20 protein-coding genes are annotated in these 23201 nt (G+C 68.1%); 4 read left to right on the top strand and 16 right to left on the bottom strand.

Going from position 1 to position 23201, the window contains the following annotated elements; translation table 11 throughout:
• Window position 1 precedes the first annotated feature (1 nt).
• The 8 genes from QM732_RS26190 to QM732_RS26155 all read right to left on the bottom strand — a co-directional run bounded on the left by QM732_RS26190 (window position 2) and on the right by QM732_RS26155 (window position 8289).
• On the bottom strand, window positions 2–1687 hold the full coding sequence (locus tag QM732_RS26190; protein ID WP_415659015.1) for a flotillin family protein: 1686 nt from the start codon (window positions 1685–1687) through the stop codon (window positions 2–4).
• Between the two features lie 20 nt (window positions 1688–1707).
• Window positions 1708–2334, bottom strand: coding sequence for a YqiJ family protein (locus tag QM732_RS26185; RefSeq protein WP_415659014.1), 627 nt, complete (start codon window positions 2332–2334; stop codon window positions 1708–1710).
• A 30-nt stretch (window positions 2335–2364) separates the two neighbouring features.
• Window positions 2365–3042, bottom strand: a complete 678-nt coding sequence (locus tag QM732_RS26180) for a PspA/IM30 family protein (protein ID WP_415659013.1) — start codon at window positions 3040–3042, stop codon at window positions 2365–2367.
• Window position 3043: 1 nt separating this feature from the next.
• Window positions 3044–3547 (bottom strand): hypothetical protein, encoded by a 504-nt coding sequence (locus QM732_RS26175; protein ID WP_415659012.1) that lies wholly within the window; start codon window positions 3545–3547, stop codon window positions 3044–3046.
• 71 nt (window positions 3548–3618) lie between these two features.
• Complete coding sequence (locus tag QM732_RS26170; RefSeq protein ID WP_415659011.1) at window positions 3619–5121, bottom strand: GDYXXLXY domain-containing protein; 1503 nt, start codon at window positions 5119–5121, stop codon at window positions 3619–3621.
• Window positions 5122–5195: 74 nt separating this feature from the next.
• Window positions 5196–6179 (bottom strand): DUF2157 domain-containing protein, encoded by a 984-nt coding sequence (locus QM732_RS26165; protein WP_415659010.1) that lies wholly within the window; start codon window positions 6177–6179, stop codon window positions 5196–5198.
• A 48-nt stretch (window positions 6180–6227) separates the two neighbouring features.
• Window positions 6228–7280 (bottom strand): homocysteine S-methyltransferase family protein, encoded by a 1053-nt coding sequence (locus QM732_RS26160; RefSeq protein ID WP_415659009.1) that lies wholly within the window; start codon window positions 7278–7280, stop codon window positions 6228–6230.
• Window positions 7281–7398: 118 nt separating this feature from the next.
• On the bottom strand, window positions 7399–8289 hold the full coding sequence (locus QM732_RS26155; protein WP_415659008.1) for an alpha/beta fold hydrolase: 891 nt from the start codon (window positions 8287–8289) through the stop codon (window positions 7399–7401).
• Between the two features lie 141 nt (window positions 8290–8430).
• On the opposite strand from QM732_RS26155, the gene QM732_RS26150 reads away from it, so the two are divergent.
• From QM732_RS26150 to QM732_RS26140, 3 genes are read left to right on the top strand one after another with little or no spacing between them, the layout of a single operon-like run.
• Window positions 8431–10014, top strand: a complete 1584-nt coding sequence (locus QM732_RS26150; RefSeq protein WP_415659007.1) for an ABC transporter substrate-binding protein — start codon at window positions 8431–8433, stop codon at window positions 10012–10014.
• Complete coding sequence (locus tag QM732_RS26145) at window positions 10011–10910, top strand: LysR family transcriptional regulator (RefSeq protein WP_415659006.1); 900 nt, start codon at window positions 10011–10013, stop codon at window positions 10908–10910. The genes QM732_RS26150 and QM732_RS26145 overlap by 4 nt, the downstream gene beginning before the upstream one ends.
• Window positions 10907–11530: a M15 family metallopeptidase gene (locus tag QM732_RS26140; RefSeq protein WP_415659005.1), complete on the top strand. Its 624-nt coding sequence runs from the start codon at window positions 10907–10909 to the stop codon at window positions 11528–11530. Before QM732_RS26145 ends, QM732_RS26140 begins: the two co-directional genes overlap by 4 nt.
• Window positions 11531–11626: 96 nt before the next feature.
• On the opposite strand, the gene QM732_RS26135 is transcribed toward QM732_RS26140, so the two are convergent.
• The 4 genes from QM732_RS26135 to QM732_RS26120 all read right to left on the bottom strand — a co-directional run bounded on the left by QM732_RS26135 (window position 11627) and on the right by QM732_RS26120 (window position 15968).
• A complete protein-coding gene (locus QM732_RS26135) occupies window positions 11627–12613 on the bottom strand; it encodes a helix-turn-helix transcriptional regulator (protein WP_415659004.1) in 987 nt (328 codons plus the stop codon).
• Window positions 12614–12617: 4 nt separating this feature from the next.
• Window positions 12618–13892 (bottom strand): winged helix-turn-helix domain-containing protein, encoded by a 1275-nt coding sequence (locus QM732_RS26130; protein ID WP_415659003.1) that lies wholly within the window; start codon window positions 13890–13892, stop codon window positions 12618–12620.
• A 112-nt stretch (window positions 13893–14004) separates the two neighbouring features.
• A complete protein-coding gene (locus QM732_RS26125; RefSeq protein WP_415659002.1) occupies window positions 14005–15570 on the bottom strand; it encodes a methyl-accepting chemotaxis protein in 1566 nt (521 codons plus the stop codon).
• 164 nt (window positions 15571–15734) lie between these two features.
• Complete coding sequence (locus QM732_RS26120; RefSeq protein ID WP_415659001.1) at window positions 15735–15968, bottom strand: DUF1653 domain-containing protein; 234 nt, start codon at window positions 15966–15968, stop codon at window positions 15735–15737.
• A 78-nt stretch (window positions 15969–16046) separates the two neighbouring features.
• Between QM732_RS26120 and QM732_RS26115 the strand changes: the two genes are divergently transcribed.
• Window positions 16047–17084, top strand: a complete 1038-nt coding sequence (locus tag QM732_RS26115; RefSeq protein ID WP_415659000.1) for a S66 peptidase family protein — start codon at window positions 16047–16049, stop codon at window positions 17082–17084.
• Window positions 17085–17166: 82 nt separating this feature from the next.
• Here the strand turns inward: QM732_RS26115 and QM732_RS26110 are convergent, their stop codons facing one another.
• The 4 genes from QM732_RS26110 to QM732_RS26095 form a co-directional block, all read right to left on the bottom strand.
• Complete coding sequence (locus QM732_RS26110; RefSeq protein ID WP_415658999.1) at window positions 17167–17646, bottom strand: AAA family ATPase; 480 nt, start codon at window positions 17644–17646, stop codon at window positions 17167–17169.
• 82 nt (window positions 17647–17728) lie between these two features.
• Window positions 17729–19150, bottom strand: coding sequence for a D-alanyl-D-alanine carboxypeptidase/D-alanyl-D-alanine-endopeptidase (gene dacB / locus QM732_RS26105; protein WP_415658998.1), 1422 nt, complete (start codon window positions 19148–19150; stop codon window positions 17729–17731).
• Window positions 19150–20082 (bottom strand): ornithine cyclodeaminase family protein, encoded by a 933-nt coding sequence (locus QM732_RS26100; RefSeq protein ID WP_415658997.1) that lies wholly within the window; start codon window positions 20080–20082, stop codon window positions 19150–19152. Before QM732_RS26100 ends, dacB begins: the two co-directional genes overlap by 1 nt.
• 84 nt (window positions 20083–20166) lie before the next feature.
• Entirely contained in the window at window positions 20167–23070 is a 2904-nt protein-coding gene (locus tag QM732_RS26095) for a TonB-dependent receptor domain-containing protein (RefSeq protein ID WP_415658996.1), read from the bottom strand.
• Window positions 23071–23201 lie beyond the last annotated feature (131 nt).

Here is a 23201-nt window from a genome sequence, read left to right as displayed (position 1 = left end):
CTCACTCCACCGGCGTCGCTGGCACGGCGGGCTTGAGCATCGCCGCGAGGTTCTGTGCCATGCCGGTGATGCCCTGGTTGGACAGGCCGGCGTCCTGCATGACGGCGTCGACGATGGGCTTGGCGATTTGGTACTGCAGCGCCGAGTTCATGACCTGCTCGGGGAACGTGCCGGCCGCACCACCGCCTTCGCCCGTACCGCCACCCTGGCCGGGCATGCCGTTGACTTGAACGATGCGGATGGAGTCGATGTTCTCCATCGGCTTCACGGCCTCGGCCAGGATGGTCGGCAGTTGCTGCAGCAGTTGGGTGCGCACCTGCAGGTCGATCTGCGCGGCGGACAGCATGTTCAAGGCCTCGTTGATCGCCCGACGCCCCTCAGCCTCGGCGATGGCCGCCGCCTGCTTGGCCTTGGCCTCGATGGTCAGCGCCTCGGCGCGGTCGATCGCCGCATCCTTCTCGGCGGAGGCCGACACCTTCACCGCAATGGCGCTCTGCTCGGCGTCCTTGCTGGCCTCGATGAGCTGGATCGCCTTCTCGCGCTCCGCCACGGCCACCTGACGCGCCGTATTGACAGTCTCCTCGGCCTTGACTGCTTCCGCGCGGGCCAGGTTGGCGGCAGCGTCCGCCTCGGATTGCTCACGCGACTTGGTGGCGATGGCGATCTGAGTGTCCTGGCGGGCAATCTCGACCTGCTTGCGCTGCTCCGCACGTTTGAGCTCGGCCTGGCGCTCCTGCTCGATCTCGCGCGTCTGGATGACGAGGTTCTTCTCGATCTCGGCAGCCTTGATCTCGCGTTCGGCCTCGATCCGGCGCTGACCCACCTGGCGCTCGGCCTCGATCTTCACCGTCTCCGCTTCACGACCCCGCTCAGCCTGTTGCGCAGCGATCAGCGCGACCTGCTCGGCGCGCGCAGTCTCGATCTCGCGCTGCTGCGACAGCGAGGCGAACTCCTGGTCCTTCTCGATGGTCAGCTTCAGTCGTGAGGCCTCCAAGTTCTTGGTGCGGACCTGCACCTCGGTGTCCTGCTCGACATCGTTGCGCTGCTTGCGGCGCGCCTCAGTCTGCTCGGTCAAACGCGTCAGGCCCTCGGCGTCGAAAGCGTTGTTGGGGTTGAAGAACTGCTTGTCGGTCTGGTCCAGACTCGTCAGCGACACAGACTCTAGTTCCAGGCCGTTCTTCTCCAGGTCTTCGGCAACAGCGTTCTGCACCGCCTGCACGAAATCGCGACGCTTGTCCTGCAGTTCCTGGATGGTCATGGTCGCGGCGGTGGCGCGCAGGCTGTCGACGAACTTGTCTTCTACCAGCGCCTTCAGCTCGTTGGGGCTCATGGTGCGCGCGCCCAGCGTCTGGGCTGCCGTACTGACTGCTTCCTCCGTCTGCTTCACGCGCACGAAGAAGGCCGCCGTCACATCCACACGCATGCGGTCGCGGGTGATGAGGCTCTCGCGTTCGCGCCGCAACACCTCCAGCTTGAGCGTGTTCATGTTGACGAGCACGCGTTCGTGGAATACCGGCAGCACGATGGCGCCACCGTCCATGATGACCTTCTGCCCGCCCAGACCGGTGCGCACAAAGGCCGTTTCCTTGGTGCTGCGCTTGTACAGCCGTGCGAAGACGAAGCCGATGGTCAGCAGACCGACCAGGGCAACGCCGGCAATGCCGACGATCTCGATGATGTTTTCCATACTTTCTAGCTCCCTCTTTGTCAGATCAGATGGGGGTGCGGGTTGGCAATGCAGCGGTAGAACGCCCCTGCCTTGCGCACGATGAGGATCTGCGCGCCCTCTTCAAACACTTCGTCGTCCAGATCCGGCTCGACCATCAGGTAGTGCGTGCGGCCATGGGCGTCGCGCACCCGTGCCTGCGCGGCCAGCCCACGCCGCGCCGCGCCTGCGCTGACGATGCCCGCTCGCCCCACCAGCGACTGCTCGCTGACGGCACTGCTCTCGTCGCGCGGCACGATGTGCGCGACGAGACTGCCGATGCCGCGCACGGTGGCCAGGCCCGGAGGAACGGCCAGCAAACCGGCGACCCAGGCGGGCACGAAGCTGCCGAACAGGTTGAATGCCACCTTCTGCAGCGCGTAGCCGAACAGCGCATAGCCCAGCAGGAACAGCAGCAGTAGCACGAGCGCCGGCACTCGGCCGAGGTGCAGCCAGCCGAGCACGCGGTCCAGCCCCGTCTCGGCAGCATGCTCCGGCAGCCAGCTGTCGATGAGGTTGCTGGGGCTGAGCGCGATCAGCATGCCCAAGCCTTCCAGCAACGCAATGGCCACGATCAGCGCGACCGCGACGCCGAAGGGCAGCGTCTCCGGCGAGATGAAGAGATTCATCGACCCTCCCTGTTGTGATGGACGTGAGTGTCAGGCCTCCCCGGCCTTGATCCGCGCCATGCGCTCGGCGATCTTGTGGTCGCGCACCAGCTCGTCCAGCTCGTCCAGCTCGCGCAGCTGCGCTGCCTGCTGCAGGCTGCCTGCGCGCTGCGTCCCGTCCAGCCCCGTTTGACGCTGGTAAATCTTGTCGAAGGCATCCGTAACCTTGCCAAGACGCTGCTCCACGTTCACCTGTCCCAGCGGCTGGGCGGCCGACTCTGTGGCGGTACGGCTCTTGCGAAACTCGGCCAGCGCGTCCTGCATCTCGCGCTTCTTGGCCAGCAGCGCGGCCGTAAAACCCTGCAGCTCCTGCTCCTGGCGAGCCAGGTCGGCCAGCGTCGTCTCCAGAACGGGGATCTGCGCCTCGATGTCGATCTGGCGCGACACCGCGGCACGCGCCAAATCCTCGCGCTGCTGGGCCAGCGCCTGCGAGACCTGATCGCGCAGCTCCTCGTGGCTGCGGTTGAGCTTGGCATGCTGCTGCTGTGCCAGGTGGCGATTGGCGCTGACAGTGCCCAACTCGTGCCGAACGTCATCGATGACGGTCTCGGCTTCACGAATGGCCTGCTCCATGGCCGCCTGCGGATTGATGTCCTCGATCTTGTCCAGCAGCGCGTGCATGCTGCCGGCGATTACGCGGCCCACGCGGGTCTTCAGGGAATCGGCCATCTCAAGCTCCTTGGGTGATGTTCAGTGTCGAGGCGAGCTCGACGGTGGCGGAGAGGTGGCGCTTCACCACCTCGGGGTCGAAGGCATGTGCCGTGCCAGTCGTGGCCTGACGCAGCAGGGATTCGCCAAGCAGCGCAGCGCGGCGCACCAGCGCATCCTCCAGCTTGGCGGCGTCGGCGGCGCTGGCTGGCGCGGCACTGATGACAAGGGCCATCAGCGACGTGACCTGCTCAACGAGCTGGCCCAGCACCTCGGAATGCCTGCCCTCGGCACCCTCGATGCGCACCAGCGCCTCGCGCAGCCGGTGCGTCAGCTCGCGCGCCCAGGCATGGGCCGCCACATAGTCGAACGCGCCGTCATGCTGGCGCTTGAGCTGACCCAGCAGCACGCGCAGCTTGTCGCTGTTCGTCGTCGCACCTTCGACCTGCAGCTGCGCCAGCCACAGGTAGAGGTCGCTTGGGATGCGCGCAGACAGCGGCTCCATCGTGATGGTCTGTGTCGCCATGGGACACCTGCCTTCGTGAGTTCCAACGAACACGAATGTATTCGTTTGAATTCATTTGTCAACAAATGACCTTAGAGCTTGCCGAGCGCCTCGTTCCGCAACCCCACGAGCAGGGCCTGGCCGTCCGGCTTCACTCGGAATTCTCCGAACCGTGCCGCCGACCAGCGTCGTGCCTCCCCCTCCTGGAAGAACCAGGCATCGGTCACGACGGTCCAGCGACCGCCCTTGGGCGTGAGCTCGATGAGCAGCTCGCCGGGCGCCAATGGCGAGCCGTCATGCAGCCTCAGCAGGCGCGCGATGCGACGCTCGTCCAGGCTGGCGACGACATGAGGGCGTCGTACGGCCAGCAGCCCGCCCGCCTGCGCAGGCACCTCGCCGGGCAGCGCGAAGTTCAGCCGCATGAAATCCCCTTGCATCAGCGAGCGCGGGTCCACTGGCGCCAAGGGCACAAAGATCGGCTGGCCATCGGCAATCAGTGCCTCCTTCTGCGCGATACCTGCATTGACCACCGCCAGCACCGCGACCAAACTGGCCGCGGCGCCGATGCGTGCATGTCCACGACCCACGCCGCCGCCGGCCTTAGAAGGTACCGTCAAGCCGCCGCGCGGCCACAAAGGCCAGGCCAGCAGCCCCAGCAGCACTCCCGCCGCCGCCAGCATCGCCGCCTTGGTGACCAGGGGCCAGCTCAGCTGGTAGTAGAAGCTGCCGACGATCCAGGTGGCAGCCAGCACGGCGGCAGTAGCCAGGCGCCACCGCGCCCGCGCCGCGCTGCCCGCCAGGGCCAGCAATGCCGCGCCCAGCGCCGGCATGAAGATGGCAAGCCCGGCCAACACAAGCGCCACACCGCCATAGGCTGGCCGGCGCAGCGACGGCCAGGCCAGACCCAGCCAGCCAGCGCCGAGCAGCGTCAGCCCCGACGACACGAAGCCGGGCCAGTCCGCCCGGGGATGCTCACCGGCGAAGCCAGCCTGCCGGCCGCCGAGCAACTGCTCCAGGTTGCACAACAAGGCCAGGCCCAGCAGGCACATGACCAACCAGCCGGTCGCCATCGCCACCAACCCCGAGCCCAGGCCGGCGCGCCGCTCCCGAAACGCGGCCAGCAGCCAGGCGCCGACACAAACGTGCCAGCCCAGCCAATAGGCCGCCGTGTCTCCGGGCGTGTGGGAGCTGGGTACCCACGACCAGAACACCATCGCCGTAAACAGGGCGGCCACGGCCCCCAGGCAGGCCTTGAGCCAGTGCTCGCGCACGGCCAATGCCGCACCCCATGCCATCAGCGCCAGCACTGCGGGCGCCGCGGGCTCCTGTAAGTCCCGGAACAGCCCGAAGCCCAGGCTGGCGCCCCCCGCCAGCAGCAAGGGCACGGCCAGTTGCTCCGCAAAGAGCGGCAGGTTCGCGCGCAGCATCGCCACGGCGCCCAGCAGCAGCATGACGCCGGCCAGGTAGGCGCCTCCGTGCTGGAACAAAGGGCCGAACATCAGCGCCACGGCCGCCAACAAGGGAACAGCCGCCAGCCAGGCCCCGGCCGCCGTGAGCAGGACCACGGGCCAGGGTCGGACCTCTGTGGCAGCCATGGGGGGCCTGGCACCGGCAGGAAGCAACCCGCGGGTCTGCGCCTCATGCCAAAGGACTTCGATCGAGGCCGGCTTCATAGATCGTCACCCTCGCGCGATCCGGGCCTGCGGGCCAGACGGAGCACGCCGCCCACTGTGGCCGCCAGCAGCCCCGCGGCGGCCAGTCCCAGCAGCAGGAAGCGCCCGAAGGGTGCGCCACCGGAAGGCCCGTTGAACAACAGGCGGGCCAACCCGCCCACCAGCACGACATTCAGGCCCAGCGCCACCGCACTGAGGTTGAAGAGGTCAAAGCCATCGGGCCGGGCGAGAGCCCACGCAGCGGCCCCGAGCGCAAGCAGAGCCAGCAGAGCCTGCACGGTCGGCTCCCTGCCGAACAACGCCGCCAGCGCCGTCGCCGTGACCAGCCCCGCCGCCAGGCAGGCCGCGGTGCGCCGCGCCCACACGCCGCAGCCTGCGCGCCGCCCCCAGTCGCCGTGCAGGGCCAGCGCCACCCCCAGTGCCGCGAGCCAGCCGAGCAGATGGACCACGACGTCGTCGGCCTCGGCACGCCAGCGGTGCCCGGCGTGTGCCGCCACCCACAGCGCGATGGCCGTCATGACCACCAGGCTCCACCCCGCCCACAACACGTCCGAACGCAGGCCCAGGACCAATGGCAGGGCCAGCCCGGCCCACAGCGCAAAGAGCTGCCAGGTGTCCGCACCGGTCTGGTAAGTCTGGCCGAAGAAGGCCAGCAGCCCGCCGATGGCCAGAAGGCTCCACAGCCCCAGCGGCAGGCACAGGCTGGGGCGCACGATGACGCCCAGGACGCCCAGCCCGAGGGCTGCCTGCAACAGGCCGAACTGCGTCGCGCGCGCCAGCCCGGACCAGTTTGCCGCGATCGCGAAGATCAGGCCCAGACCACAAAGCAGACAGGCCAGCCCCGCCAGCAGCAGCGGCAGACGCATCTGCAGCAGCGCTGGCTCGCGGTCCAGCCGCCCCAGGGCCAGCAGCTCAAGCCGCTGAGCGTCGCTCAAGCCATAGGCACGGACGCCGTCCGCCACCACGCCACGCCAATCCATGCTCGCTCCCTGAGGCCGGGCAAAGCTCCGGCCCGGGGCGCATGCTACTCAAGCAGCGTCCAGCATCTGGCTGAAAAACTTCTCACCGCTGACCCGCGGCCGGTAGGCCGACACGGCCTTGGCGATGGCCGCGATGTGGTCGGGCGTGGTCCCGCAACAGCCACCAGCAATATTCAGAAAGCCGGCCTGGGCAAACTCGCCCACCAGGCGGGCCGTGACATCCGGCGTCTCGTCGAAGCCGGTGTCGCTCATGGGGTTGGGCAGACCGGCGTTGGGGTAGCAGCTGACCGCCACCTCGCCCGCCACCTTGGACAGCTCCTCGATGTAGGGCCGCATCAGTGTCGCGCCCAATGCGCAGTTCAGCCCGATGGCGATGGGGCGGGCATGGCGCACCGAGTGCCAGAAGGCGGTCACCGTTTGGCCCGACAGGATGCGGCCGGAGGCGTCGGTCACCGTGCCCGAAATGATGACGGGCAGGCGCTCGCCAGTGTCTTCCATCAGCTCGTCCAGCGCAAAGATGGCTGCCTTGGCGTTCAGCGTGTCGAAGATGGTCTCGACCAGGAAGACGTCGGCACCGCCATCGAGCAAGCCCTTGGCTTGCTCGTAGTAGGCGGCTCGCAGCGTGTCGAAGTCGATGTTGCGCGCGCCTGGGTCGTTCACGTCAGGGCTGATGGACGCGGTGCGCGGCGTGGGCCCCAGCGCGCCAGCGACATAGCGCGGCTTGGCCGGCGTCGAATACTTGTCGCAGGCGGCGCGGGCGATTTGCGCGGCGACGAGGTTCATCTCGTAGGCCAGCTCGGGCAGGTCGTAATCCTCCTGAGCGACGGAGGTAGCGCCAAAGGTATTGGTCTCGACGAGGTCGGCGCCGGCCGCGAGATATTGTTCGTGGATCTCGCGGATGACGTCGGGCCGCGTGAACAGCAACAGTTCGTTGTTGCCCTTCAGGTCCTTGCCATGGTCCTTGAAGCGTTCACCGCGGTAGTCGGCCTCCCCCAGCTTGTAGCGCTGGATCATGGTGCCCATGGCGCCGTCGAGCACGGCGATGCGTTGCTGCAGCAGGGCAGGCAGTTCCTTGGCGCGGGTGTAGGCGATGGGCTTCATGGTGCCGGCATTTTCGCAGCCTTGGCAATGGACTTGCCCGGCGAGGCACATGACGGGCGCCGCCGAGGTCCGGCGCCCAGCCATACATGCGCAGGCCGTGGGCATGGCGCCTCCCGCGTCACCCCTCCCTGTCGAAGAACTCCGCCACCTCGGCCAGCACTTCGCCCGGCGCCTCCTCGGCGATGTAGTGCCCGCTGTCCACCGCGCGGCCACTCACGTCGTCGGCAGCCGTTCTCCAGAGTTTCAGCGGCTCGAAACAGCGCCCGACGACGCCTTCGGAGCCCCACAGCACACGAAGCGGCTGGGTGACGCGCCGCCCCGCGTCGCGGTCCGCACGGTCGTGCTCCAAGTCGATGCCGGCACCGGCGCGATAGTCGGCGCAGATGGCTGCGGCGCTGCCCGGACTGGCGATGCAGCGCTGGTACTCAGCCCAGGCCCGGGGGTCGAAGAGTCCTGCGCCGCGCCGGCCCATGCCATCGTGCAGATAGGCAATGGGGTCGGCCTCGATGAGGCGCTCTGGCAGCGGCGACGGCTGGATCAGGAAGAACCAGTGCCAATAGGCGCGCGCGAAGGCCTCGGTCGTGCCCTCGTACATGGCCAGCGTGGGCGCGATGTCCAGCAGCATGAGCCGTGTGACGGCCTGCGGATGATCCAGCGCCAGCCGGTGTGCGACGCGCGCGCCGCGGTCGTGCGCCAATACGGCGAAACGCTCATGGCCCAGCGAGCGCATCAGCGCGACGGCGTCCAGCGCCATCTCCCGCTTGGCGTAGGCGGCGCTGCCCTCGCCGGCAGGCGGCCGGTCGCTGTCGCCATAGCCGCGCAAGTCCATCAGCACCACACGGCGCGCAGCGGCCAGCGAGGGCGCCACTCGGTGCCACATGGCCATGGTCTGCGGGTGGCCGTGAAGCAGCAGCAGTGGCGTCCGAGCAGCATCCGCCGGGCCGCCCTGGCGGGCGAACAACGTGACGCCATCGCGCCGCACGCTAAGCGGTTGAAAGCCGGTCCACATGCGCTGAATTGTGATGCGCCGGCGCGACCAAGCCCGACCAAGCCCATGAGCTTTTGTTATGCCTCATGATCTCGTCCTCGCTTGCTGCTCCTGCCGGTGCTCCGAACAATGCCCGATCGTCCCCTTCCCTTGCCTGCCGCCATGAAGTTTGCCGCGCCGCTGCTGTTCGCCACCCTCGCCCTGCTCGGCCCTGCCGCCGCCCAGGCGCAGAGCAAGCCGCTGATCTACTGCGCTGACGCCAGCCCCGAGGGCTTCGACCCCGGCATGTGGGATAGCGCCAGCACCAACGCCGTCAGCAACCAGCTGTTCAACGGCCTGCTGGGCTTCAATCGGCCCTCGACGGAGCTGGCGCCCAAGCTGGCCACGAGCTGGGACATCTCCCCCGACGCCAAGAGCTTCACCTTCAAGCTTCGCCAGGGCGTGAAATTCCACAGCACAGCCTGGTTCAAGCCAACGCGGGACTTCAACGCCGATGACGTGCTGTTCACCTTCAACCGCTTCATCGACCCCAGCCAGCCGTTCAACAAGGCCTTCCCGGTCAACTTCGTCTATCCGCAGAACCTTGGCCTGGCCAAGCTGGTCGCTGGCATAGACAAGATCGACGAGCACACCGTCCGCTTCCGGCTCCACCAGCCCAACGTGACGTTCATCGCGAACTTTGCCTTCGCATGGGCCAGCATCCAATCCGCCGAGTACGCTGCCCAGTTGCTTAAGGAGGGCAAGGCCTCTCAGATCAACGTGCAACCAGTCGGTACTGGCCCCTACCGCTTCAGAAGCTACGCCAAGGACGACGTGCTGCGCATGGAAGCCAACCCCGACTACTGGGGTGGCAAGCAGCGCACGGGGATGCTGATCTTCAGCATCAGCCGCGAGCCGAATGTGCGGGTGCAGAAGATCGCCGCCGGCGAGTGCCATGTGACCTCGCCGCTGCGCGACGTGGACGTGACCTCGCTGGCCCGCAACGACAAGATCAGTATCGAGAAGATCCAGGCGCTCAACATCTCCTACCTGAGCTTCAATCTGAAGAAAGCCCCCACCGACAAGCGGGAGGTGCGCGAAGCGCTGGACATCGCCATCGACCGCAACGCCATCTTCAAGGCGTTGTTCGCGCGCGGCGATGCGATGCAGGCCGTGAGCGCCTTCCCGCCGGCCGTCCCGGGCTACAACAAGAAGCTGAAGAACGAGTTCGACCCGGTCAAGGCCAAGGCGTTGCTGGCCAAGGCCGGCTACCCGAAGGGCTTCGAGATCGACCTCTGGGCTCTGCCAGTGCAGCGCCCTACCAACCCCAACGGCCAGCTGATGGCCCAGCTCATCCAGCAGGACTGGGCCAAGATCGGCGTCAAGGCCAACATCAAGACCTACGAGTGGGGCGAGTACCTCAAGCGGGCCAACAATGGCGAGCACAGCGTCTACATGAGCGGCTGGAGCGGCGAGACCGGTGACGCCGACGAGTTCCTGACGCCCAATCTGAGCTGCGCCGCCAACAAGAACGGCATCAAGTTCTGCAACACCCAGTTCGAGAAGCTCATCGACGAGGCTCGCGCCACTCCTGACGTGGCCAAGCGCAACGCCCTCTACGAGAAGGCACAGGAGATCTTCAAGCACGAGCGCCCCTGGATCACGATGGCGCACTCCACCGTCTACATCCCCATCCGCAAGGATGTGGTGGGCTTCAAGATGGCGCCGAATGGTTCCGTCGATTTCGAGGGTGTCTACCGGAAATGAGACTGCGGCATATCGAGGTCTTCCACGCCATCATGCAGGCCGGCACCATCAGCGGCGCCGCCCAACTGCTGCACATCTCGCAGCCGGCCGTGACCAAGGTGCTGCAGCACTGCGAACTGCAGCTTGGCATGGCGCTGTTCGACCGCGTGCGCGGCAAGCTCTACCCGACGCCCGAGGCCCAGCGCCTCTTCGTCGAGATCGACAAGCTCAACCGCGACCTCGTCGGCATCCGACGGCTGGCGGCCAACCTGAAGAGCGGCGAGAGCGAACAGGTGCGCCTGGTCACCACACCGGCCCTGGCGATGGCTATCGTGCCGGCCGCGATGACACCGTGGTGCAAAGCCTATCCAAACGCCAACTGCTCGCTGGCCACACACCACACCCGCGAGATCGTGTCGGCCCTGCTGCTGGGCGAGGCCGACCTGGCGCTGTCGCTGCAGGATCCGCGCCACCCCGGCATCAAGGCCGAGTCCATCGCGAGCGGCACCATGGTGGCGCTGTGCCCGCTGAGCAGCCCCGAAGCCAAGGGTGAGGGCCCGCTGGGTCTGGCCGACATCCGCACCGAGATCGTTGGCCTGCAAAGCGACGACCCACTGGCCGGGCTGCTCCACCACGCCGGTGAAGCGCTGGGCCAGCCGCTGGCCAGCCGCATCAGCGTGCAGACCTACCAACTGGCGCGCGCCCTGGTCGAGGCCGGCGTCGGCATGACCATGGTGGACCCCTTCACCGCCGCGAGCGCCGACCCCACACGGGTCCGCGTACGCTCCCTATCGCCGGCCGTGCCCGTACAGCTCTACCTGCTCAGCGCTGCCAGCGCACCGCTCGGCCAGGCCGCTCGCCGCCTCGTCAAATTCATCACCGCCGCCGCCCACGAGCACCTGGCCCGCTTGCCGTGACCCCTGCCCTGAACAGCCTGCACATCGAAGACATCGACGGCCACCCGGACTTCCGACGCCTGGCCACGCTGCGGCATGGCATCGCCGTGGATCTGCGCTACGCGACCGCCGACAACTTCGTCGGCCACGCCGTCTACGACGGCATCGCCTGCGACTGGCTGCGCCGCGAGGCCGCCGACGCCCTGGAGCACGCTGCCGCCTGGCTGCACGAGCGCCGTCCCGGCTACCGCCTGCTGGTGCTGGACGCGCTGCGCCCGCAGCGCGTCCAGCAGCGCCTGTGGGACGAACTGCAGGGCACGCCGCTGACGATGTATCTCGCCCCCCCGGAGCGCGGCTCCATCCACAGCTTCGGCATGGCCGTGGATTTGACCCTCCTCGACCCGGCGGGCCGCGAGGTCGACATGGGCAGCGGCTTCGACGAGATGACGCTGTCCTCCCACCCCGACCACGAGGTCGAGCACCTGGCGCTGGGCACACTCAGGCCCGAACACCTGATCGAGCGCGGCTGGCTGCGTGCGGCAATGCGCGAAGCGGGTTTCCACGGCATCACCACCGAGTGGTGGCATTTCGATTTTGGCGACCGCGTGGCGGTCAGGCGCGATCTGCCGCGGGTGCTCTGAGCCTGCCGGCCAGGCGCCCATCGCATCGCAGGATGCGCTCGCCACAGCGGCGAGCGGAAATGGGGCCTGTCCGGCTCCCTTCGTTCCTGCGACGACCTACTCGCTCACCCCCTCACCGAGGTGTTGCTGCGCCAGAGCCGCCGCCCACTGCGCCACCCTGGCCCGCAGCTCCGCCGGCGCAACGACCTCGGCTTCGGGCGCCAGCGACAGCACCAGCCGCGCCGCCTGGTCCACGCTCTCGATGGGCAGCTGCACCCGTACCCAGCACTTTGGCCCTAACGGCTTCTCGGCCACCGCCGCAGCGACGGCCTGGGCCGCATAGCGGCCGCGCTCGGCAAGGCGGCGGCACCCCTCGGCCGTCACGCGCAACACCGCCCGCCCCGGCCGCAGATCGCGCTCGAAGCGCTGCAGCGAAGCCTGCCACCAGGCTGCAAGATCAAAGTCCCCAGGGCGTTCGAAGGTCTCCTCGGCCACCGCCAGCGCCAGCACGTTGGCCACTTTCAGCGTCATCGTGCGCGCGCCGCAGCGCATGACGGCATACCAGCTGCCGCCCTTGAGGACGAGGCCCAGCGGTTCGCCCCGCCAGTGGCTCTCGCCCTTCCAGCTCAGGTAGTCCAGCTCGATGCGACGGCACTCCAGCACCGCCTGCGCGAGCGCTGGCAGGTGCTGGACCGGCTCGCCGCCCTGGTACCAATCCAGCGGGTCCACATGCAGCCGAGCCTGCAGCCGACCGGCCAGCGCCGCCGTGTCACCCGGCATGGCCGACTGCAGCTTGAGCCGCAGCCGCTGGGAGGCTCCGCCCAGACCCAGCTCGCAAGCTGCTCCTGGCAGGCCCAGCAGCGGCAGCGCCTGCGCCTCGTCGCCCAGCAGGCCGTTGAGCCGCGTTGCAAAACCCTCGCGCAGCCTGAAGCCACCATCGCGGCCGCGCTCGGCATAGACGGGTACGCCGGCCGCAGAGAGTTCGTCGATGTCACGCAGGATGGTGCGCACCGACACCTCAAACTCGCGCGCCAGCGCCGGCGCCGTGATCTGTGGACGCAGCTGCAACAGGATCAGGATGGAAAGCAGCCGGCTGGCGCGCATGCGTTCAATGCCGGCCCGCCGCCGATCGCCACTTGAAGAATGCCTGCAGTCGCTGCACGGGCGGACAGGTCGCCAGCAGCTGCAGTGGCGCATTGAGCAACAGCGGCAGTAATCCGCAGCGCGCCTCGAAGGCTGCCTCTATCAGCGCCACCGCACGATCCAGATGGCCCAGCACCCCCAGCGCCGGTGCGAACAGCACGTTGCTGGCCGCACCGGCCTGTTCGCCGTTCAGCGCTGCATCGATCAGCGCCTGCGCCTGCGCGTGTTCGCCGCAGCGAGCGAGCACGTAGGGCTGCGTCGCACGCACATAGGACGGCGCGTCGGACCGCGCGAGCAACTGCAGCGACGGCGCAACCAGCTCCGGACCGGGCCAGCGGCTGGCTCGCAGCAGCAGGCGCTGGCCGATCGCGATGGCGCTGTCGGGATGATCCAGCTCGGCCTGCTCGGCCTCCTGCAGCGCAGCCTCGGTCTGACCGGCATAGCCAAGAGCACGCGACAGCATCACACGCGGGTAGACGGCAAACGGGCGCTGCGCCACCGCGCGGCGCAGCACCTGTACCGCCTCGCCGCTGCGACCCGTAGCCAGAAGGTGCCAACCGAACAGCGGCAGCAGCTCGGCGTCGTCGGGCTGCTCGCGGTAGGCCGCGCTGAACAGCTGCTCGGCGTCGTCAAAGCGCCAGTCCATGTCTGCCAACCAGGCGCGTGCGACGCGCAGGCTGATGGCGCTCGCATCGTGGCGCTCCGCGGCGTCCAGTTCAGCCTGGGCCTCTGCCACGGTCACGCCCAGCTCCATGGCCATCCCCCAGCCGACCGCAGCACCAATTGTGGCGGCCAGCGACACGCGGGCCGGTGCATAGTCGGGGTACTCGGCCGCGATGGCGCGCAGCACGGTCAGCGCTCGGCCCATCGCGCGCGGCGTGCCGTGCTGGGACAGCTCCCAAGCGTGCAGATAAGCCTCGACGACGTCCGGCGGCGCCTTCACGACGGCCAACATGCGGCTGTGCACAGCGGGCTCGGGCTGCACAAGCCGGTAGCCGAAGCCATAGACCGCCTCGATCCTGACGTCGGGCAGCGCGCGGCGCAGCTGGCTGATACAGCGCGCCAAGCTGTCATCCGACACCGCCGAGCCGCGCCAAGCATGCTGGACCATATCGGCTTTGCTCACCGCCAGCGGCTGGGCACGGATCATCAGGGCCAGCACCGCGCTTTCCTTCGGCGGCAAAAACAGTGGCGCGTCCTGCCAGGTGGGCAGGCCGTCCGGCGTCAGGTCCAGGGCCATGGCGCGTCGTCGTCCGAGTCGCAAACCGCGCCCGCGACGGCGGGCGCCTGACCTGCACTCTAGTCCAGCAGCGCGCCCACCCGCCCGCCTCACGGCGGGTTTTTCGGGGCGGTCAGGCCGCGGTCAGCGTCGGGTCGACGCGAAACACCGACACCGCCTCGGTCAGCAGCCTGGCCTGCTGGCTCAGGCTGTCCGCGGCCGCCGCGCTTTCCTCGACGAGTGCAGCGTTCTGCTGCGTGACCTGGTCGAGCTGCATGATGGCATCGCCGACCTGCCCGATACCCTGGGACTGCTCGTTGCTGGCCGCGCCGATCTCACTCATCAGGTCACTGACGCGGCGCACCTGGGACAGGATCTCGGCCATGGTGCGGCCCGCGGCGTCCACCAGGCCGGCACCCTGCTCGACGGTCGCGACGCTCTGGCCGATCAGCACCTTGATCTCCCTGGCCGCATCTGCCGAGCGGCTGGCCAGCGCACGCACCTCCGAGGCCACGACCGCGAAGCCGCGCCCCTGCTCACCCGCACGGGCCGCCTCGACAGCGGCGTTCAACGCCAGGATGTTGGTCTGGAAGGCGATGCCGTCGATGACACCAATGATGTCGGCGATCTTCTTCGAGCTGTCGGACACGCGGCCCATCATCTCGACGACTTGGCCGACAACCTCGCCCCCCTGCGACGCCACGGTCGAGGCGGTGGCCGACAGTTGCGTGGCCTGGCGCGCCGTGTCGGCGTTCTGCTGCACGGTGACGGTCAATTGCTCCATGGACGCGGCGGTCTGCTGCAGGTTGGAAGCCTGCTCCTCGGTACGCTGCGAGAGGTCGGCATTGCCGGTGGCGATCTGCGTGGAGCCCGTGCCGATGGAGTCGGAGCTGGCGCGCACGCGCTCGATCAGCCGCGTCAGGCTGCCGGTCATATCCTGCAGCGCCTGCATGAGTTGGCCGGTCTCGTCGCGACTGCTGACGATGACGCGGCGCGTCAGGTCGCCGGAGGCTACGCTGCGGGCGACCTCGACGGCCTCCTGCAGCGAGCGTGAGATCAGGCGGGCCACTCCCAGGGCCAGCACCAGGCCCAGCGCGACGCACGCGACGACCGTCGCGATGACCCAGCCGCGCGCACTGGCGTAAAGCGTGTCACCCAGGCGGTTGGCCTCGTCGGCGCCAGCCTCGTTGACCTTGACGATCTCCTGGATGCGCTCCTCCATGACCCTGAAGTTCTCGCGCGCCGCACCGCGCAGCAGCGCCAGCGCCTCGGCGGTCTTGCGCTCGCTGGAGAGCGCAAGCACGCTGGCGTGCTCGCTCATGTAGGCAGTGAACCGTGCGCTGAACTCTTCATAGGCCTTCTTCTCCTCGGGCTCGGACAGCGTGGCCTCGTAGGCCTTGCGGTCCGCAGCGAGCTTGGCGATCAGGCTGGCCAAGGACTCTTCGTATGCCTTCTTGGACCGCTCATCCTCGGCCAGCACATGCTGCAGCGCTTCGGAGCGGATGCGGGCAAGGTCGTAGCGGATGTCGCCGGCGGACTTGACCGCCGGCAGCCAGTTCGTTGCCAGGTCGGTGGCGGTCTGGTTCACGCGCGCCAGCTCAATGACCGAGAACACGCCGAGCCCGGCGGTCAGCAGCAGCACGGCGACGAACGACACCACCAGCTTGGCGGCGATCTTCAGGTCATAAAACCACTTCATTGGACGGGTCCTGGGGTTGTGTTGGGCGTCGTCTTGCCCGCATCGGCCACGGCGACGGCAATGCAAAACATCGTAGAAACCCTGATGCCCCAAGATCCTGATGAAAAACCGATGACGGCCCGTCCCCGGCCACTGGCGCGTGACTTTGTGCCGGCGCGCCGGCGTCAGCCGATGTACTCGAAGCGCGGCTGCAGCCGGCCCGCCACCTCCAGCATGCCGGTGAACATCTCGAAAGGCCTGACCCAGCAGCCGCTGTCGTTGTAGAGCGGCCGATAGACGACGAGCGCCTCCAGCGTCTCGCTGTGGCGGGCGACGGCGAGCACTTCATACTCGCCGCCCTTGTAGTGGCGGTAGCGGCCTGGCCTGAGGGTCGGCAGCGTGGGCAGGTTGTCGTTCATGCATGGATTGGAATACACCAGCCGCGCATGCTGCGCGGTGCCCTGGGGAGAATGGGCCCTTCACCCGCAGGACAGCTCATGACGACCTCCCGCCGCCACCTTCTGCAACTCGGAACCACCGCTGGCCTGCTTGCTGCGGCCCGCCCGGCCCCGGCCGCCACGGGTGGCGCGCTGCTGGCGCCACGTCTGCGCCCGGGCGACACGCTGGGCCTGGTCAGCCCCGCCAATGCGACCTTCGAACGCGAGCCGCTGAAGATCGCCACCGAGTCGCTGCAGGCGCTGGGATTCAAGGTCAAGCACGGTCCCAATGTCGCCGCCCGGCGCGGGCCGTTCGCCGGCACGGACGCCCAGCGCGCCGCCGACGTGAACGCCATGTTCGCCGACGACTCGGTGGCCGGCATCATCGCGATGACCGGCGGCTCGGGCTGCAACCGCATCGTCGACAAGCTCGACTACGAGCTGATCCGCCGCAAGCCGAAGTTCTTCGGCGGCTTCAGCGACCTGACCAGCCTGGTCAATGCCATCCATCGACAGACCGGCCTGGTCGCGTTTCACAGCCCGGTGGCGGTGTCAGAGTGGAACGACTACTCGGTGCAGAGCTTCAAGGCCATTGTCATGAACGCCGAGGCAGCACTGCTGCGCAACCCGGCGGTGAAGCCATCGGATGACCTCGTCATCCGGGAGGAACGCATCTCGACGCTACGCGGCGGCAAGGCCCAGGGCCGCCTGGTCGGCGGCAACCTGACCGTGCTGGCCTCGCTGGCCGGCACCCCCTACTTCCCCGACTGCCGCGGCGCCCTCCTCTTCCTCGAGGACATCAACGAGTACATCTACCGCATCGACCGCTGTCTCTCCACCCTGCGCCTGACCGGCGCGCTGGGCCAGTTGGCCGGCGTCGTGCTTGGCCGCTTCACCAAGTGCGAGCCCGGCGAAGGCTACGGCGCACTGACCCTGGACGAGGTCTTTGACGACTACTTCCTGCCGCTGGGCGTGCCCGTCTACCGTGGCGCGGCCATCGGCCACATCAAGCGCAAGCTGACGGTGCCGGTGGGGGCAATGGCGGAGATGGATGCGGATGCCGGGACGATCAGGCTGCTGGCGCCGGCGGTCGCCTAGGGCGGCCCTGGCGTGATCCGGATCGCGAGCCGCCATAGCACTGCTTGAGGCTGACGGAGCTCTGCCCCAAGCCATCGAGCCGTCAGCAGCCGTGGACCGATGTGCAGGTTTCATCCGGCATCAGGGGCTCGATGCGCCCAGCCAAAAGCCAAAAGGTCTGCTCGTCGATGTGCAGCGAGTCCGCTGAGTCGAGACCGTTCCTGCGCTTGACCCGTTCCCAGGCGAGCTGGGGCGAGCATTTGAAGGTGTACAGCCGGTGCGCAGCCCCTGCCTGGCGCACCTGCTCTCTCGCCCGGTCCCGCTCGCCGCGTGTCCAGAAGCCGAAGTCAAGCACGACATCGCTTCCCGCATCGACGATGCGGGATGTGTACATCCAAAGCATCGCGTGGATCGGCTCTCGCGCAGACTCGATCTGGGCGGTCGTGGGCTGCGAACCGAAGAGGCGAACCACCCACTCGTCATGACTGAGGAGCACGCATCGACGCTCGGCGGCAAGCTGCCTCGCGAAGTGTGTCTTGCCGCACCCGGGAAGTCCGTGTAGCAAGTGAACGGTGGCGGTCATTCGATGGTGAGCGTCGTGGGGCGACGCTCACGATTCTGGCCCAGCATCCGTGCTGCCCCAGGGCCGCCCCAGGTCGCGGGCGCTAACGCTGCTCCGCCACCCAGTTCACCAGAGCATCAAGCACCGGCCGGCCCTTGCGCGCGGCCTCCGGATGGTTGATCAGTGCGACGAAGACCCAGGGCTTGCCGCTAGCGTCCGGCACGAAACCTGCCAGGCCCACGGCATCACGCAGCGTACCCGTCTTGAGCCGCGCTCGGGCCGTGGCCGGGCCGTCCTTGAGTCGGCGCGACAGCGTGCCGTCCACACCCGCGATGGGCAGCGTGGCCAGCAGCTCTGGCGCCTGCGCGCCCTGCTGGCCCGCGCGCAACACGCCGGCCAGCAGGGCCGGGCTGACGCGCTCGCTGCGCGACAGGCCCGAGCCGTTGTCCAGCACCAGGGGCGAGGCGTCGACGGCGTGCGCCGCCAGCCATTGCCGCACGACGCGCTCGGACGCCGCCCGTGTGTCCTCACCGGATTGGGCGACCTGGGCGCCCAGCTGCAGGTAGACCAGGCGGGTCAGAGCGTTGTCGCTGCGCTTCATGACGCCGCGCAGCACCTCGGCCAGTGGCCGGCCACGATGTGTGGCCAGCACGACGGCGCCGACCGGCGCGACGCCTTCCGCGTCGGTCGGGCCCAGAGTGCCGCCCAACTCGGTCCAGAACTGCCGCACCATGTGCGTGGCCAGCCATTGCCGGTCAACGATCTGCAACGGCGCGCGCTGGCGGCATCCCGCGGGAAAGGCACCCTGCAGCTTCAGCGCCAGGCCTTGCGCGACGGGCTGCACGACGGCGGACTTCCAGTCCTCATCCCAGTCCTTGCAGGCGCGCGCGGACAGCGTCATCGCGCCCGCATCCACGGCCAGTCCCGGCAAGGCCGGCAGCGTGCGCGCGGCGACGCCGGTGGCGGTGGCCTGCAGCTCGAAGTCCAGCAGGCTGCCGTTCAGGTGCAGCGCATCGGGGATGACGTTGTAGTCGAACTCCGGTGCCTCGTCGAAAGGCGGCAGGCCGACGTCCAGGCGCGCGGGGCTAAAAAGGCTGCGGTCCACGAGCAGGCCGCCACGAATCTCGCGCACGCCGCTCTCGCGCAGTTGGCGCAGCAACCACCACAGCGCCGGCCAGTCCAGGTCGGGGTCGGCGCCACCGCGAAGGATCAGCTGCCCCTCGATGATGCCGTCGACGGGCGCCGCAGCCGCCAGCAGCTCCGTGCGGCCGCGATGGTTGATGCCCAGCTTGTCCAGCGCGACCGTGGCCGTCACCAGCTTCATCGTCGAGGCCGGCGCCATCGCGTCGTCCGCGCGCTGGCGCAGCACCGGGCGCGAGCCATCCAGCGGCTGCAGCACGAAGCCCAGGCTGTCGGCCGGCAGGCCGGCCTTGTCCAGCGCAGCCCGCACGGGGTCGGGCATGGGGGCCGGCACGCTGGCGCAGCCCGCCAGCACGAAGGCCACGGAGAACAGCCAGGCACGCATCAGCAGGCTCCCAGGCGATGGGCGACGAGGCGGGCCAGCGCCACGTCCTCCAGGCCGATGCCGACGCTCTTGTAGACGATGATGTCCTGCGCGGCGCGCGGGCGCGCGTTCACGAGCAGTTCTCCCAGCTCGACAAGGCGCCCGGGCGCGATGACGCCCGGCGCAGCCTGCACGATGTCGCCGGCCTCATGCAGCGCAGCCTCCTGCCACTCGACGGCGACGAGGGCTGCGCGGCCCAGCAGCGTGTCGTCCAGTTCGCGCGCCTTCGCGGTGCTTGAGCCGACGGCTGCAACGAAGGCGCCGGGCCTGACGAGGGCGCCATCGAACAACGGCACTGGCGAGCGCGTGGCCGTCGCAATGACGTCGGCCTGTGACGCCGCCGTGGCCGCATCCACCGCCTGCACCGGCAGACCCAGTGAAGCCTGCAGCTCGGCTGCAAAGGCCTCGGAACCCGAGCGCGCGCAGACCAGCACGCGCTCGAAGCGGCGCACGCGGGCGAGCGCTTGTGCATGGGCCCGGCCTTGGATGCCCGCGCCAAAGACGGCCAGCGTCCGCGCATCCGGCAGCGCCAGCAGGTCGGCCGCCACGGCGGTTGCCGCAGCCGTGCGCAACCGGGTGAACTCGTTGGCCTCCAGCGTAGCGATGGCCTCGCCGGTATTGGCCGAGAACAGGCTGACGAGGAAGTTGTACTTGCCGTTGCGCGCGGAGTAGACCTTGGTGCCCAGCACGGCAGGCAGCGCGCCATCGGCGTCCAGGATGGCGCCCATGGCGCTGATGGCGAGCGAGGCGCCGCCGATGGGTGCCATGGCGCGATGACGCGCCAGCACCTGGGCCTGGCCGCGGCCGTGCTGGAGGAAGGCTTCGCGCAACGCGGAGATGGCGCTGGACAAGTCGAGAACGGTGGCGACCTGGGCTTCGGTGATGGACTGCATGGCGGGAGAGGACGCCGCGGCGGGCGTCGGATCGGGAGACGAAAAAGCCCCCGTGAGGGGGCTTGGACGGGGGGCTAGACGAGCTTACTCCATGGCCCAGCGGAACGAGACGCCCCAGGTGCGGCCACGCGGGTCGGCGACGCGCGGGTCCCAGCCGGCACCGGCGGCGCTGTCGACGTTGTGCCAGGTGAACGGGGGCTGCTTGTCGGCCAGGTTGATGAGGCTGCCGGTGATCGTCAGGCCCTTGAAGCCGCTGTAGCTGCCCACCAGGTTGAACGTCGAGTAGGCGCTGACCTTGCGGGTGTAGGGCTCGTTGCTCGTGTAGTTGGCGCCGCCGGCAGCCGTCGGGCCGCGGTTCTGGTCTTCATAGCTGTCGCGGTAGATGCCCGAGAGCGTGACGTTCCAGGGGCCGGTGCGGTAGCCCACGCTGGCGTTCAGGCGCCAGGGCAGGTACAGCGTGGTGTTGCTCCACTTGCCGACGTACTCGATGAACGGGGCGTTGTCTCGGGTCTGCTCCTTGTTGCTGATCATCTTCGTGCCGTTCATCGACGTCGTGAAACGGCCGTCGAGCGCTTCGAAGACGTAGGTCGCACCGAAGTCCACACCCTTGGTCTTGCTGCCCGCGGAGTTCACCCAGCCGGCCTGGATGTAGTCGACGACGCCGGAAGAATTGCGAACGAAGTTGTCCTTGTAGATCTCGTAGTTGGAGATCATTTCCGTCGTGCTGAGTGCACGGATGCGATCCGACAGCGTGACTTGCCAGTAGTCCGCGTAGGCCTGGAAGCTCTTGGTCGGCGCGAACACGAAGCCGGCCGTGGCCTGGCGCGATTCCTCAGGCTTCAGGTTGGGGTTGCCGCCGGCGCGGTAGGGCATGCTCAGGCGCGCGCACTGCGAGGGGTCGGTCGGGTTGTTGACGTCGGCGCACAGCACGGGGTCGCGGAACTGGCCGGTCAGCTGGGACTCGACCACGCCCTGGTTGATCTGCTGGGGCGTCGGCGCGCGGAAGCCGGTGTTGGCCGAGGCGCGCAGCAGCACGCTGTCGATGGGCGTGTACTTGATGCCGATCTTGGGGTTGGTCGTGCCGCCGATGACCTGGTACTTGTCGTAGCGGGCCTGCAGCGTGACCTCCATGCCCTTGATCGGGCGAGTCACCAGTTCGCCGAACACGGCGCCGATCTTGCGCGACAGGCTGGGCGACGAGCTGTTGCCCGGGCAGCCAAACGTCAGCGCGGCGTTGTCATAGGTGCCCAGCGTGGTGGCGGTGATGCTGTCCACGCAGAGGAAGTTCTTCGAACCCGAGAACTCATAGGACTCCTGGCGGGCGTTGACACCCACCGCGAACTCCACCGGGCCGGCCAGGAAGTTGCCCAGCGGGCCGGAGAGCGTGGCATCGAACTGCTTGACGCTCGTCTTGCCGTCGTAGATCTTGCCGCGCATCTGCATGTCTTCGAAGGCGGCGACGACGTCGGCCGTCTGGGTCTGGCCAGGCATGATGAAGGGGTTGTACTTGCCCGAAGCCAGCAGGTCCACCATCTTCTTGGTGTTGAAGAAGCCGTTGATCAGCGTGGCCGTGCTCTTGGACTCGCCGTAGCCGGCGCCCACCGAGTAGTCGAGCTCACCGATGCTGCCTTCCAACGAGGTCTGCACGCGCAGGTTCTTGGTCTCGTTCTCGCGGATGCGGAAGCCCAGGTCGTTGAGGAAGTTGACGCGGTAGGCGATGGGCTTGGTCGGGTCGAAATCCACAGCATTGACCAGCTGCTTCATGTTCAGGTAGTACGGGCTGCTGGTCTGCAGGTGCGTGTTGGAGACGGTCGTCACGCCGTTGATCGTGGCCGTCGTGTTACCCGTGCTGATCTGTGTCGGCGAATACTCGCCGCGGTTCTTCACGTCAGATGCCATCACCTCGATGGAGGCGCGGTGGCTGTCCTTGATGTTGAACGTGCCACGCAGCATGCCGTTGATGGCGTCCTGCGGCGAGCTCAGCATGTAGTTGCGACCGTAGTCGCGGGTGCAGCGGTACTTGGCGTTGGCCTGGGTGTAGCCGAACAGGTTCCAAACCTGGATGTTGGGCGCCATCGGCACCTGGTTCGCGATGGATTCGCACTCGCCACGGATGGCCAGCAGGTTCAGGAAGGTGTACTTGGTCGGGTCGCCGGTGTTGCCCACCGTCGTGCCGGCGGAAGTCAGCGCCGTGCCCGTCGCGTTGATGATGTTGGCGTGGATGGAGCTGGAGCTGTCGGGCGTCAGGAACAGGTCGGGCTGGTAGCCGCTGGCCCACGGGCGGTCGGTGCCGCGCAGGATGCGCCGGTTGTCCACCGTCAGGGAGCCCATCACGTTGAAGCCGTCGCGGGCCAGGTCGCCCCAGCCGGCCGAGCCGGACAGGCGGGACGTCTGGCCGCCGCCCGAGGCCTCGGGGGTGATGTAGTTGCCGCTCAACGAGACGCCCTGGTAGCTGGTCTTCGTGATGAAGTTGATGACGCCGCCGATGGCGTCCGTGCCGTAGATGGCGGAGGCGCCGTCCTTCAGCACTTCGACGCGCTCGATGGCTTCCATCGGGATGGCGTTCAGGTCCACCGAGCCACCGCTCATGCCGTGCGTGGAGACGCGGCGGCCGTTCAGCAGCACCAGCGTGCCGGTGGGGCCGATGCCGCGCAGGTTGGCGAAGTTGGCGCCGCCGAAGGTCTTCTCGCCGTCGCCGCCGAACACGGCGTTGTTGGTGACCTGGTTGGTCTGGCCGCCGACGTTGGACGACAGGCTGTCGACGAGCTGGTCCACGCTGGTCAGGCCCAGCTGGCGGGCCTGCGTGGCCGTGATGACCTCGATGGGCATCGCCTTCTCGTCGGCCAGGCGCTTGATGCTCGAGCCGGTGATGGTGATTTTTTCGAGCTTCGAGGCCGCAGCGGCCTGCGTGTCAGGGGTGGTCTGGGCCAGGACAGCACTGCTCACGCAAAGGAGGGCGGCCGCGCATGCAATTCGAGTGGGTTTCATCAATAGCTCCTGCAAATAACTACGTTGACACGATGATTGCGGGAAGCTACGTCCTAGGCACAGAGGGTGGTCCCTGGGTCGTGGCTTTCATGACGATCACGCTTTGAAAACCGGGCATAACCTGCGCGAAT

This window comes from Roseateles sp. (assembly GCF_047654805.1).
In the GTDB taxonomy this organism is placed as follows: domain Bacteria; phylum Pseudomonadota; class Gammaproteobacteria; order Burkholderiales; family Burkholderiaceae_C; genus Pelomonas.
Note: the sequence above shows the minus strand (reverse complement) of the source record. Positions and strands in the feature narration are given on the sequence as shown.